We start from the raw sequence: 12,648 nt of genomic DNA, 5'->3' as shown, positions 1-12,648 counted from the left end.
GAGTCCTCTTCGGTCAATCCGCCGCACGCAACCGCCGGAGTTCCTCCCTGCGCTTGGCCTGAGCGGCCGGATCGGGCACAGGCAGGGACGCGAGGAGGCGTTGGGTATACGGATCGCGCGGGGCGCCGAGCACTTCGGCGCCGGTTCCCTCCTCCACCAGGTGGCCGTGGTAGAGCACGGCGATCCGGTCGGCGAGGATGTCGACGACGGCGAGGTCGTGGCTGATGAACAGGGCGGCGAAGCCGAATTCGGATTGCAGTTCGGCGAAGAGTTCCAGCACCCTGGCCTGCACAGACACGTCAAGGGCTGAGGTGGGTTCGTCAGCGATCAGCAGCGCCGGCTCAAGAGCAAGGGCCCTGGCCAGGCTGGCTCGCTGCCGTTGGCCACCGCTGAGCTCGTGCGGGAATCTGTCGCCGAAGGCCCGCGGCAGTTGAACGGCCTCGAGCAGCTCGTCGACCCGCGCCCGCGCGGCCCTGGGGCTGGAGGCGCGCCCGTGCACCACGAGGGGTTCCGCCACACAGTCAGCGATGGTGAGCAGCGGGTTGAAGCTGGAGGCCGGATCTTGGAAGACGAAGCCGATGTCGCTGCGCAGGTGCTTGAACCGGCGTTCCTTGAACCCGTTCATCTCGTGGCCCAGCACGCTCAGCGAGCCGTCGGTGACCCGGGTGAGACCGGCGATGGCCCGGCCGATGGTGGTCTTGCCCGAGCCGCTCTCTCCCACCAGCCCGAGCACCTCGCCGGGGCGGATCGAGAAGCTCACACCGTCCACGGCCACGAAGCCCGGCCGGCCGAGCCGGCCGGGGTACTGGATGCGCAGGTTGTCCGCGACGACAACGGGGGTCTGCGCGGCCCACTCGGGGGCGCGGGCCTCCGCGCGCTCGGCGGCGCGGATGACGCCCTGGCCGACGTACGGCACCGCGGCGAGCAACCTCTGGGTGTAGGGATCCTGGGGCGAGGTGAACAGGGTCTGCGCGTCGGCTTCCTCGACGACCTTGCCCTGGTACATCACCGCGACCCTGTCGGCGAGGTCGGCCACGACACCCATGTTGTGGGTGATCAGGACGATCGCGGTGCCGAACTCGTCCCGGCAGCGGCGGAGCAGGTCGAGGATCTCCGCCTGCACCGTGACGTCGAGAGCCGTGGTGGGCTCGTCAGCGACGATGAGACCGGGTTCGAGAACCAGGGCCATCGCGATCACGACCCGCTGCTTCTGGCCGCCGGAGAACTGGTGCGGATAGTAGTTCACCCGGACCTCCGGGTCGGGAATGCCGACCCGGCCGAGCACCTCGATGGCCATCTTCTTGGCGTCGGCCCGGCTCACGGCGCCGTGCGCCCTGATGCCCTCCATGATCTGCCAGCCCACGGTGTAGACAGGGTTCAGCGCCGTGGACGGCTCCTGGAACACCATCGACACGTCGGTGCCGCGCACCTGGCGCAGGCGCTGGCGGCTGAGCGCTATGACGTTGTTCTCGCCGGCCCCGTCCCGGCTGGTCAGGATCACCGCCCCCTCGGACATCGCCGTCTCGGGCAGCAGGCCGAGGATGGTCTTGGCGGTGACGGTCTTGCCGCTTCCGCTCTCGCCGACGATGGCGAGCACCTCGCCGCGGCGTACACTGAGGCTCACCCCATCGACGGCACGCACAGCGCCGTCGTCGGTCGAGAATGACACGCCGAGGTCGTTGATCCGGAGCACGGTCTGCTCCGAGCGTGCGGTGCGGGAATCGCTCATGAGGTGGCCTCGCCGTCGTTCGGGTTGATGGGGGCACTCTCGAGCCCGTCCAGACCGCCGGGGCCGGCGGTCAGGGTGCCGCCGGGCACCACGGAGGTCTCGGCGACCAGGCCGGCGGAGGCGCCGACCGCGCGGCGGCCGCGCAAACGGGGGTCGGCGAGGTCGTTCAGGCTCTCCCCGACCAGGGTGATGCCCATCACGACCAGCACGATCGCCAGGCCGGGGTACAGCGAGGTCCACCAGATTCCGCTGGACACATCGGAGATGGCCTTGTTGAGGTCGAAGCCCCACTCGGAAGCGGCGGTCGGTTCGATGCCGAATCCGAGGAAGCCGAGGCCGGCCAGGGTGAGGATGGCCTCCGAGGCGTTGAGGGTGAAGATCAGCGGCAGCGTGCGGGTGGCGTTGCGCAGAACGTGCCTGAGCATGATCCGGATGTTGCCGGCACCGAGCACCCGCGCGGATTCGACGAAGGCCTCGGACTTGATCCGCACAGTCTCGGCACGGATGACCCGGAAGTACTGCGGGATGAACACCACGGTGATGGAGATGGCCGCCGCCATAACGCCGCCGACAAGGTCGGACTTGCCGCCGGAGATCACGATGGACATCACGATGGCCAGCAGCAGCGACGGGAACGCGTACACCGCGTCGCAGACAACCACCAGGACCCTGTCGAGCCAGCCGCCGAAGTATCCGGACACCAGGCCGAGGAACACACCGGCGAAGATCGACAGCAGCACGGCGACCACGATCACGAACAGCGCCGTCTGGGCGCCCCAGAGCACGCGGGAGAGCACGTCGTAGCCGCCCACAGTGGTACCGAACAGGTGCGTGCCGCTTGGCGGCTGCTGGGCGCCGAAGACCCCGTCGGTGCCGCGCAGCTGGCTGTAGCCGTACGGAGCGACCAGGGGCGCCAGGACGGCGGTGAGCACAAACAGGGTGGTGATGACCAGGCCAGCCACGAGCATGACGCGTTGCAGGCCGACGCTCTGGTGCAGCTGGTGGACGATGGGCAGGCGGGCGAGGCGGCTGGGCCCGCGGGAATCGATCCGGGACATGTCAGTACCGCACTCTCGGGTCGATCAGCGCGGCGATGATATCCACGATGAAGTTGGACACGGCGACGATGACCGCCAGCAGGGCGACGATGCCCTGCACGGCCGCGAAGTCACGGGCCTGCAGGAATTGGGAGAGCATGAAGCCCAATCCCTTCCACTCGAAGGTGGTCTCGGTCAGGACCGCGCCGCCCAGGAGCAGGGCGATCTGCAGACCGATCACCGTGATGATCGGGATCAGCGCCGGCCGGTAGGCGTGTTTCCGTACGAGCCGGAACTCGCTGACGCCACGGGACCTGGCCGCGTCGACGTAATCGGTTCCCAGGGTGCCGATCACGTTGGTGCGCACCAGGCGCAGGAAGACGCCGGCGGTCAGCAGTCCCAGGGCCACGGCGGGCAGCACGGCGTGGGTGAGCACGTCGGCCAGGACAGCCGGATTGCCGGTCTGGATGGCGTCGATCGTGTAAAAACCGGTCTTGCCCGGCAGGAGTTGCATCTGCAGCTCCGAGCTCGTTGAGGCCCGGCCGGCGACCGGCAGGACCTTCAGCCAGACGGCGAAGATGAGCTTGAACAGCAGGCCGGAGAAGAACACCGGGGTGGCGTAGCAGAGGATGGCGAAGATGCGCAGCGATGCGTCCGGCGACTTGTCCCGCCAGTAGGCGGCGACCATGCCCAGCGGGATCCCGACGATGAACGCCACCAGCAGGGAGTAGAAGGCCAGTTCGGCGGTCGCGGCGCCGTAGGTGATGAGCACCTCGGACACCGGCCGGTTGGTGCTGATGGTGGTGCCGAAATTGCCGGTGAAGATCTGGCCGAGGTACTCGACGTACTGCACCAGGATGGGCCGGTCGTAGCCGGCCGCGGCCACCCGCTCGGCGAGCTGGTCGGCGCTCAGCCGGCCGCCGAGGGCGGCCGTGATCGGGTCACCCGTGGTGCGCATCAACCAGAACACCATGGAGACCAGGATGAAGATGGTGGGAAAGATCAGCAGGAACCGGATCACGATGTAGCGGACGATTCCGCCGCCGGGCTGCTTTTTCTTCGGTGCCGTCGTGGCGGGTGGCCGCCCGGCCGCCGGTGCCGCTGGTGTAGTCACTACAGTCGTCATTCCTACCTCACTCGTGCAAAACGAAAGACGGGAGCGCTCAGCGAGTCTCGCCTGAACGCTCCCGTCGACTAGCTAGGTGAAACCTGTGAGCCTAGCCCTTGGCGAGGGCCGCGTACCGGAACTTGAACGACGCGTCGAGCGTGTCGCTGGCACCGGTGACCGTTGTACCGGTCACGGCGACCTGGGCACCCTGCAGCAGGGGCACGGTCGACAGCTGGGCTGCGACCTTGTCCTGGATCTCTTCGAGAAGCGCGGTGCGGGCGTCGGGATCGACGGTCACAGCCTGCTGGAGGATCAGGTCGTTGACCTCCTGGTCGACGTAGTGGTTCTTGAGGAAGTTCTCCGTGAGGAAGAACGGGGTCAAGTAGTTGTCCGCGTCGGAGTAGTCCGGGAACCAGCCGAGCTGGTAGGCGGGGTACACGTCGCTTGAACGGTCCTTGGAGTACTGCACCCACTCGGTGGTCTGCAGGTTCACCGTGAACAGTCCGCTCGACTCCAGCTGGTCCTTGATCAGCGCGTACTCGTCGCCCGAAGAGGGACCGTAGTGGTCGTTGCTGTACTGCAGGTTCAGCTCAACGGGCTCGGTGATGCCGGCTGCGGTGAGGGTGGCCGTGGCCTTGTCGACATCCGGAGCGCCGTTGCCGTCGCCGTAGAGGCCCATGAGGGACTCGGTCGCACCGGTCAGACCGGCCGGGACGTAGGAGTACAGCGGCGTGTAGGTGCCCTTGTACACCTGGTCGGCGAGCTCTTCGCGGTCGACGAGGTCGGCAACAGCCTGGCGCACGGCGAGGGACTTGGCCGGGTCGGCGTCGGCCGTCGTTGCGCCGAACGGCTGGGTGTCGAAGTTGAACGTGATGTAGCGGATCTCGCCGCCGGGTCCGTCGACGACCTTGACGTTGTCGTTGCCACGGAGATCTTCGATGTCTGTCGCAGACAGGCTCCGGAAGGCCACATCGATGCCGCCCTCCTGCACCTCGAGCTTGAGGTTGGAGGAATCGGCGAAGTACTTCACGTTCACGACGTCGGTCTTGGCCGGTCCGAGCAGCCCGGCGTAGTCCGGGTTGGCCTTGTAGCCGATGAGGTTGTTGAAGTCGTAGCTGGTGATCACGTACTGACCGGCGAAGGCGTTGGCCTCGACGATGTCGTCGTCGCTGGTGAGTTCGGTTGCCGAGAAGGATTCCTCGTCGACGATCGGACCGGCGGGGCTGGACAGGATCTGCGGGAAGATCTGGTCGTCGGGGGCGATCAGGTTGAACACGACGGTGGTGTCGTCGGGGGTGTCGACGCTCTCCAGGTTGTAGAGCAGCGAGGAGGGACCGTTGTCGGCGGCGATGGCCAACTGGCGGTCGAAGGAGAACTTGACGTCTGAGGAGGTCAGCTCGTTGCCGTTGGCCCAGACCAGGTCGGGCTTGAGGGTGACCGTGTACTGCGTCTGCGCGGTGAACTCGGCGGACTCCGCGATGTCAGGCTCCACGTCGGGGCTGCCGTATGGGGTGTTCATGAGGAACGGGAAGACCTGGTTCTGTACGGCGAAGGATCCGTTGTCATACGAGCCGGCGGGGTCGAGCGTGGTGACCTTGTCGGTGGTGCCGATGGTGAGCGGAGCGCTGCCGGCATCCTCGGCCGGGGTGCCTGAGCAGCCGGCGAGAACGAGTGCCGCGGCGGCGAGACCGGCGGCGACGCCGACCGCGCGGCCACGCCTGGTGGGTTCAAAAGCCATAGTCGAATGCCTCTTCCTCAAGGTGTGTGGGTCTTGGCGAATTTCGCGTATCTGAAGTCGATCGCAGATATGCGTTGCTGTAAACCAAGAATTAGCACACTATGCGCGCCAAACGGCCATTCCGCGATGCATCTTAATAGACCCGCAATATACGAAGCCGCTCACTCAACGCGGAGGTTGCGCCGTTCGGCTTCGACCCGCACGAGTTCGCGCTGGATGGCGACGTAGACCTCACGGTTGGTCGAATCCGCCCGTTGCAGGCGGCCGAGCAGTTCGGCTTTCTGGCGCAGCAGGTCCTTCTCGATCAGCACAATGGTGATGTCTCGGACGTACCGCGTCACCTCGCGCTCGGTGCGCTCGGGCAGGGGCGCCATGGCTAGTTCGGTCACCAGGTTCGCCAGGGGCGCCGGGGTCTCCGCGACGACCCGTTCGAGCCAGTCCGGCGCGGCGGCGTGCGAGAGGGCCGTCGCGAGGGCGTCCCTGACCACGGCGAGGGTGGAGTTGGTCATCACGGTGGACACGGCGCGTTGCACAAGGTCCAGGCCCACCAGGGTCGGGTGCTGCAGCATCGCCATCAGCGCGTCGCGTTCGATCCGGGTGACCGGGTCCGCGGGCAGGTCCGCCAGAGCGAAGAGGCGCTCGCGCGGCGCGGCTGCCGGCTCCCCGGCCCGGCGAGGTTCCTGGGCGGGCGCGGTGCGGGACCTCGCCTGGGCCTGGCCAACGGCCCGGGACACTTCGCCGAGGTCCATGCCGAGCATCCTGGAGAGCTCATGGGTGTAGCCGGGCCGGAGTGACGGGTCCCGGATGTCGCTGACGACCGGGGCTGCCGCACGCAGGGCGGAGACCCGTCCTTCGACGGTGTCCAGGTTGTACTGGGCCAGCAGCTGACGGATCATGAACTCGAACATCGGCTTCTTGGACTCGACCAGACGGCGCACCGCGTCGTCGCCGCGGTGCAGGCGCAGGTCGCAGGGGTCCAGCCCCTCGGGGGCGACGGCCACGAAGGTCTGCGCGCTGAATCGTTGTTCCTCGGCGAAAGCGCGCACGGCGGCCTTCTGACCGGCCGCGTCGGGGTCGAAGGTGAAGACGACCTCGCCGACGCCGCTGTCGTCGCCGAGCACTCGGCGCAGCACCTTGATGTGGTCGACACCGAAGGACGTGCCGCAGGTGGCGACGGCCGTGGTCACCCCGGCGAGGTGGCAGGCCATCACGTCGGTGTATCCCTCGACGACCACGACCTGGTGGCCGCGTGAGATGTCCCGTTTGGCCAGGTCGAGCCCGTAGAGCACCTGGGCCTTGTGGTAGATCGGGGTTTCGGGGGTGTTCAGGTACTTGGGGCCCTTGTCGTCGTCGAGCAGCTTGCGCGCGCCGAAGCCGATGGTCTGCCCGGTGATGTCGCGGATGGGCCAGACCAGCCGGCCGCGGAACCTGTCGTAGACGCCACTGGACCCCTCCCGGCTCGAAACGAGGCCGGCGAGGGTGAGTTCCTCGGTGGAGAAGCCCTTGCCGCGGAGGTGCGTGGTCAGTTCGTCCCAGCTCTTCGGCGCGAATCCGACCCCGAAGCGGGCGGCGGCCTGGGCGTCGAAGCCCCGTTCTCCGAGGAAGGTGCGCCCCACCTGCGCTCCTGGACTGCCGAGCTTGTCGACGAAGAAGTCCGCGGCGGCCTGATTGGCCGCGTACAGGCGGGCCCGGTTGGTGTGGTCGGGGGCGCCACCGTCACCGCCCTCGTAGTGCAGTTCCATGCCGGCCCGACCGGCGAGCCGTTCGACGGCCTCGCTGAAGCTGACGTGGTCCATCTTCTGCAAGAAGGAGTAGACGTCGCCGCTCTCTCCGCACCCGAAGCAGTGGTAGAAACCGACCTGCGGTCGCACATGGAAGCTCGGGCTGCGCTCATCGTGAAACGGGCACAGTCCCTTCATCGAGCCGACACCCGCGGACTTGAGGGTTACGTAATCGCTGATGATATCGGCGATATTCGTGCGCGCCTTGACCTCTTCGATATCGCCCTGACGGATCAGACCTGCCATGGCTCCATCCTCACCTCCCGGGTGAGGTGCAGGCGGCGGTGCAGCGCGATCGCGCTCTGGTCGGTGAGACTGGCTACCTGGTCGACGATCACGCGTTTCCGCGCGGAGTCGTCAGGGGCCGCTGCCCAGTCTTCCCTGAAGCCGGGATCCAGGTGCTCGTCGCCGGTGTCCAGCAGGGTGTCGGCCAGGTAGGTAAGGGTTTCACGCTGCTCGACGTAGAGCGGCTGGCGCACATGGGTGGACATCACGAACGCGGCCACGATGCCCTTGAGCACACCGATCTCGGCCTGAACCTCGCGCGGAACGACGACGTGGGCTGAGAAGCGGATCAGGTGCCTGTCGGGGTATGCGGCCCGGGTGGCCGAGACCGCCGTACCGCTGAACCGGCCGATCAGCTGGCTGGTCAGGTTCTTCAGCCGACCCTGGTCTCGCCGGCCGGCGTCCCAGCCGCGCACCCAGACGTCCAGGGCGTCAAGCCTGTCGTACGCGGCCATGAGCTCGTCGTGGCTGAACTGCCCGCCGGTCCACTCGTACATCGAGGTGACCAGGGCGGCGTGCTCGCTGCGGCTGCCCAGAAGTTCCACGTCCAGGTAGCCGCCGACGACGGCATCCTCGAAGTCGTGCACCGAATAGGCGATGTCGTCGGAGAGGTCCATCACCTGCGCTTCGACGCAGAGCTGCCGGGCAGGCGCACCGTCCCGCAACCACTCGAAGGCGGCCCGGTCGTCCTCGTAGAACCCGAACTTGGCCCGGCCGCTCGGGTCGGACACGGAGGAGTCTGCCGCCCACGGGTACTTGCAGCTGGCGTCCAGGCTGGCGCGGGTGAGGTTGAGCCCGAAGCTTTCACCGTTGTCACCGAAGACCTTGGGTTCGAGCCGGCTGAGCAGGCGCAGGGTCTGCGCGTTGCCCTCGAAGCCGCCGATATCGGCCGCCCAGGTGTTCAGGGCTTTTTCGCCGTTGTGGCCGAAGGGCGGATGGCCGATGTCGTGGGCGAGGCAGGCGGTATCGACGATGTCCGGGTCCAGCGCCAGGCGGAGCGCCAGCTCCCGACCGATCTGGGCGACCTCGAGCGAGTGGGTGAGCCGGTTTCGGGCGAAGTCCAGGCCGGCGGCGGGACTGAGCACCTGGGTCTTCGCGGCCAGGCGGCGCAACGCGCTGGAATGCAGCAGCCTGGCCCGGTCGCGGGCGAAATCGCTGCGGCTCGAGTCGTGCTCTTCCGGACGGAATCGTGCTTCGTCGTGGATGCTGTAGCCGGTCTGATTAACCACCGCTGGTGTCCCCTTCGCCCTCGGTGAGGTTACTGCGCTCGGCCCCGGCGATATCGCGCGAGTCGAGCCAGCGTTCGGGCAGCGAGGTCTTCTTGGGGCTGCCGGCGCGGCCGCGTTGGCCTTCGGCGCCGATGCCCGGGTAGGGCTGGTCAGGGTCCATCGTCGCGAGCAGTTCGTCGAGCTGCTCGAGTGAGACGACGGAGGCGAGGCTGGCGCGCAGGTCACCGCCGACGGGGTACCCCTTGAAGTACCAGGCCACGTGCTTGCGCACGTCGCGGCAGGCGCGTTCTTCACTGTCGAAGAACTCGGTGAGCAGTTCGGCGTGCCGGTGGAACGCATCCGCGACCTGACCGAGGGTGGGTTCGGCTTTGAGCACGTCGCCGCGGAACGCGGCGGCGAGATCGCCGAACAGCCACGGGCGGCCGAGGCAGCCGCGGCCGACCACGACGCCGTCGCAGCCGGTCTCATCGACCATGCGCAGGGCATCGGCGGCAGACCAGATGTCGCCGTTCCCGAGAACCGGCACGCTGGTGATGGCGTTCTTCAGGGTGGCGATGGCCGACCAGTCGGCGTGGCCGGAGTAGTAATCAGCGGCGGTTCGGGCGTGCAACGCGATCGCGGCGACACCGGCTCCCTCAGCGACCCGTCCGGCCTCGAGGTAGGTGAGGTGGTCGGAATCGATGCCCTTGCGCATCTTGACGGTGAGCGGGATGTGTCCGGCTGCGGCGACGGCGGCTTCGACGATTTCGCGGAACAGGGTGATCTTCCACGGCAGGGCCGCGCCGCCGCCCTTGCGGGTGACCTTGGGCACCGGGCAGCCGAAGTTCAGGTCGATGTGGTCGGCGCGGTCCTCCGCAACGAGCATGGTGACGGCCTCTGACACCGTCTTCGGGTCGACGCCGTACAGCTGGATGGAGCGGGTCGTCTCGCTCTCGTGGTGCGTGATCAGGCGCATCGACTCCGGGGTGCGCTCGACGAGCGCCCTGGAGGTGATCATTTCACTGACGTAGAGGCCAGCGCCGTATTCGCGGCAGAGCCGGCGGAAGGCGGTGTTGGTGATGCCGGCCATGGGGGCGAGCACCACCGGCACGTCAAGCTCGATGTCGCCGATTTGAAGCGGGGACAGCAGATTCTGCGTGGGAGTCGAAGTGTTCATCTTGTGCAATTCTCCCAGACCCGGCTGTGTCCGGACGCCACGCCCGGCCATCGGTGGAAAACCGACGACCGGGCATGGCTCAGGCGGAGTGACGGCTAGATACCGCAGGAACCGCCGCCGCAGCATCCGCCGGCAGTGTCGTCCTGCTCGAGCAGCTGGATGATCGGGCGGGGCGCGGTGGGCGTTGAGGCGACAGTGCCGGTGGTGTTCTCGCTCATGCGTGGGTCTCCTCTGTGGTCATGGACTCTGTACTCATGGACTCTGTGCTCATGGACGTGCTGGTCGCTGCTGCTGCTTTTTCGCCCCGCACCTGGCGGAGGGCTTGCGCAAAGGTATCAGGGTCCTGGGCGCCGGAGATGCCGTACTTTCCGTCGATCACGAAAAAGGGCACCCCCTGGATGCCGTACTGGGCGGCTTGGTCGACGTCGGCCTTGACCGCGGCGAGGTACTCGTTGTCGGTCAGGGAGCGCAGCACGTCGGAGCGGTCCAGGCCCACCGTTGCGGCGAGGTCGGCGAGGTCCTCGATGCGGCCGACGTGGCCGCCGTCGACGAAGTAGGTCTTGAGCAGGCTCTCCTTCATCTGCAGCTGCAGCCCGTGCGCCTTGGCATAGTGCAGCAGCTCGTGTGCCTTGATGGTGTTGGTCTGGTGCACGGAGTCGTAGTCGTAGTGCAGGCCGACGCTCTCGGCGATGCCGGTGACGCGCTCCAGCATCTCCAGCACCTGCGGCACGGGGATGCCCTTACGCTCACTGAGGTAGTCGATCGGGCTGCCCGAAAAATCGACGGGGGTGTCCGGGGCGAGTTCGAAGGAGTGGTACTCCACCTCGACCTCGTCGCCGAAGGCGGCGACGCCGGCCTCGAACTTGCGTTTGCCGATATAGCACCAGGGGCACTGTACGTCGGACCAGATGTCTACTTTGATGGTTTCGCTCACGAGGAGGCTAACCCGAGCTGGCCCTCCAGTTATTCCCGCTCAGGCGGTGGGCGTGTCCACGGCGCCGCCGTAGCGGCGGTTCCTGGCGGCGTAGAGCTCGATCGCGTGCCAGAGGTCCACCCGGGAGAAGTCAGGCCAGAGGGTGTCCAGGAACACCATCTCGGCGTAGGCGCTCTGCCAGAGCAGGAAGTTGCTGGTGCGCTGCTCCCCCGAGCTGCGCACGAACAGGTCGACGTCAGGCCGCGTGGAGGTGTACAGGTGCCGTTGGATGGACTTCTCGGTGATGCCGGAGGGCTTGAGCCGGCCGGCGGCGACGTCTTCGGCCAGCGCCCGCACGGCATCCGCAATCTCGGTGCGGCCGCCGTAGTTGACGCACATGGTCAAAGTGAGCACATCGTTGCCTGCGGTGAGCTTCTCCGCGAACTGCAGCTCGTTGATCACGGATGCCCACAGCTTGGGTTTCCGGCCCGCCCAGCGCACCCGCACACCCCAGTCGTTGAGCTGGTCGCGGCGGCGGTGCAGCACGTCCCGGTTGAAGCCCATCAGGAACCGCACCTCGTCGGGTGAGCGCTTCCAGTTCTCGGTGGAGAACGCATACACGCTGATGTGCTTGACGCCGATCTGGATCGCCCCGGCGACCACGTCGAGCAGCGCGGCCTCGCCGGCCTTGTGGCCCTCGACCCTGGAGAGTCCCCTGGCGTTGGCCCAGCGGCCGTTGCCGTCCATCACCACGGCGACGTGCTCTGGCACCACCCTGGTGGGCAGCGCCGGCGGGTAGAGTCCGGTCCAGTCCACCGGTTTGAACGGCACGGCGTCTTTGTGGGTGAACGGAGTGCCTGAGCTGTTCGCGGCGGAACGGAAGGGGTTGGGCGTCATGGGCGCACGTGCTCCAGTGATCGTAGGCCGCGTCCGAGGTGCCACTGCGTGTATGCGGCGACGACCCCGGTGGCCTGGGCGTGGGTGGTGTCTGAGGCCTCGGCCGTGTACGCCCAGTCCCCGGTGAGCAGGGCGCTGAGCAGGGCGATGGTGTCGGGGGCGAGGCGGGGTGAGCCCGGGGCGGCGCAGTTGTCGCAGACGATGCCACCGACCTGGGCCACGAACGCCGAGTGCGGCCCCGGCGCGCCGCAGCGGGCGCAGGCCTGGAAGCTGGGCGCCCAGCCGGCCATTGAGAGGGACCGCAGCAGGTAGGAGTTCAGGGTGGCGCCGGAGCCGTGCTCATGCCTGGACAGTGAGCGCAGCGCCCCGACAAGCAGCAGGTACTGCTGCAGGGACCCTTCCGATTCGGTGAGTTTGTCCGCGGTCTCGACCATGGCGCTGGCGGCGGTGTAACTGCCGTAGTCGGCGGTGATCACGGCCCCGTAGGAGCCGATCGACTCGGCCTGGTTGACGATGTCGAGGCTGCGGCCGATGTAGAGCTGCACGTCGACGACCATGAAGGGTTCCAGCCTGGCGCCGAATTTCGACGCCGTGCGGCGCACGCCCTTGGCCACCGCGCGCACCTTGCCGTGCTGGCGGGTGAGCAGCGTGATGATCCGGTCGGCTTCACCCAGCTTGTGGGTGCGCAGCACGACGGCTTCATCACGATAAACGGGCACGGTCAATTCTCCCACCCCGGCGGCGGGATGCCGACGCCCGCGCCGGAGGAGTTGTT

Annotated in this window: 11 protein-coding genes; all 11 read right to left on the bottom strand. The window is 67.5% G+C overall.

Annotated features, from left to right (window positions below; all coding sequences use genetic code 11):
- Positions 1–13: 13 nt before the first annotated feature.
- The 11 genes from BJQ95_RS08750 to recO all read right to left on the bottom strand — a co-directional run bounded on the left by BJQ95_RS08750 (position 14) and on the right by recO (position 12,592).
- On the bottom strand, positions 14–1,729 hold the full coding sequence (locus BJQ95_RS08750; RefSeq protein ID WP_130176823.1) for an ABC transporter ATP-binding protein: 1,716 nt from the start codon (positions 1,727–1,729) through the stop codon (positions 14–16).
- Positions 1,726–2,787: an ABC transporter permease gene (locus BJQ95_RS08745; protein ID WP_130176822.1), complete on the bottom strand. Its 1,062-nt coding sequence runs from the start codon at positions 2,785–2,787 to the stop codon at positions 1,726–1,728. Before BJQ95_RS08745 ends, BJQ95_RS08750 begins: the two co-directional genes overlap by 4 nt.
- Position 2,788: 1 nt before the next feature.
- Positions 2,789–3,892, bottom strand: a complete 1,104-nt coding sequence (locus tag BJQ95_RS08740; protein ID WP_130176821.1) for an ABC transporter permease — start codon at positions 3,890–3,892, stop codon at positions 2,789–2,791.
- A gap of 91 nt (positions 3,893–3,983) precedes the next feature.
- Entirely contained in the window at positions 3,984–5,612 is a 1,629-nt protein-coding gene (locus BJQ95_RS08735) for an ABC transporter substrate-binding protein (protein ID WP_130176820.1), read from the bottom strand.
- Positions 5,613–5,773: 161 nt separating this feature from the next.
- Entirely contained in the window at positions 5,774–7,639 is a 1,866-nt protein-coding gene (dnaG, locus tag BJQ95_RS08730; protein ID WP_130176819.1) for a DNA primase, read from the bottom strand.
- Positions 7,627–8,907 carry a deoxyguanosinetriphosphate triphosphohydrolase gene (locus BJQ95_RS08725; protein WP_240694643.1) on the bottom strand — a complete coding sequence of 427 codons (1,281 nt, stop codon included), beginning with the start codon at positions 8,905–8,907 and terminating at the stop codon, positions 7,627–7,629. The genes dnaG and BJQ95_RS08725 overlap by 13 nt, the downstream gene beginning before the upstream one ends.
- Entirely contained in the window at positions 8,900–10,063 is a 1,164-nt protein-coding gene (gene dusB / locus BJQ95_RS08720) for a tRNA dihydrouridine synthase DusB (protein WP_165384872.1), read from the bottom strand. Before dusB ends, BJQ95_RS08725 begins: the two co-directional genes overlap by 8 nt.
- Before the next feature lie 95 nt (positions 10,064–10,158).
- On the bottom strand, positions 10,159–10,281 hold the full coding sequence (locus BJQ95_RS08715; protein ID WP_256041595.1) for a hypothetical protein: 123 nt from the start codon (positions 10,279–10,281) through the stop codon (positions 10,159–10,161).
- Positions 10,278–10,997, bottom strand: a complete 720-nt coding sequence (locus BJQ95_RS08710; protein ID WP_130176816.1) for a DsbA family protein — start codon at positions 10,995–10,997, stop codon at positions 10,278–10,280. Before BJQ95_RS08710 ends, BJQ95_RS08715 begins: the two co-directional genes overlap by 4 nt.
- Before the next feature lie 39 nt (positions 10,998–11,036).
- On the bottom strand, positions 11,037–11,873 hold the full coding sequence (locus tag BJQ95_RS08705) for an isoprenyl transferase (RefSeq protein ID WP_130176815.1): 837 nt from the start codon (positions 11,871–11,873) through the stop codon (positions 11,037–11,039).
- Complete coding sequence (gene recO, locus BJQ95_RS08700; protein WP_130176814.1) at positions 11,870–12,592, bottom strand: DNA repair protein RecO; 723 nt, start codon at positions 12,590–12,592, stop codon at positions 11,870–11,872. The genes BJQ95_RS08705 and recO overlap by 4 nt, the downstream gene beginning before the upstream one ends.
- Between the last annotated feature and the right edge of the window lie 56 nt (positions 12,593–12,648).

Source organism: Cryobacterium sp. SO1 (assembly GCF_004210215.2).
Lineage (GTDB): Bacteria > Actinomycetota > Actinomycetes > Actinomycetales > Microbacteriaceae > Cryobacterium.
Note: the sequence above shows the minus strand (reverse complement) of the source record. Positions and strands in the feature narration are given on the sequence as shown.

Excerpts from the sequence above, each read along its gene's own strand:
- BJQ95_RS08750 (WP_130176823.1), bottom strand. The coding sequence starts at position 1,729 with ATGAGCGATTCCCGCACCGCACGCTCGGAGCAGACCGTGCTCCGGATC.
- BJQ95_RS08745 (WP_130176822.1), bottom strand. The coding sequence starts at position 2,787 with ATGTCCCGGATCGATTCCCGCGGGCCCAGCCGCCTCGCCCGCCTGCCC.
- BJQ95_RS08705 (WP_130176815.1), bottom strand. The coding sequence starts at position 11,873 with ATGACGCCCAACCCCTTCCGTTCCGCCGCGAACAGCTCAGGCACTCCG.
- BJQ95_RS08715 (WP_256041595.1), bottom strand. The coding sequence starts at position 10,281 with ATGAGCGAGAACACCACCGGCACTGTCGCCTCAACGCCCACCGCGCCC.
- dnaG (WP_130176819.1), bottom strand. The coding sequence starts at position 7,639 with ATGGCAGGTCTGATCCGTCAGGGCGATATCGAAGAGGTCAAGGCGCGC.
- BJQ95_RS08735 (WP_130176820.1), bottom strand. The coding sequence starts at position 5,612 with ATGGCTTTTGAACCCACCAGGCGTGGCCGCGCGGTCGGCGTCGCCGCC.
- dusB (WP_165384872.1), bottom strand. The coding sequence starts at position 10,063 with ATGAACACTTCGACTCCCACGCAGAATCTGCTGTCCCCGCTTCAAATC.
- BJQ95_RS08740 (WP_130176821.1), bottom strand. The coding sequence starts at position 3,892 with ATGACGACTGTAGTGACTACACCAGCGGCACCGGCGGCCGGGCGGCCA.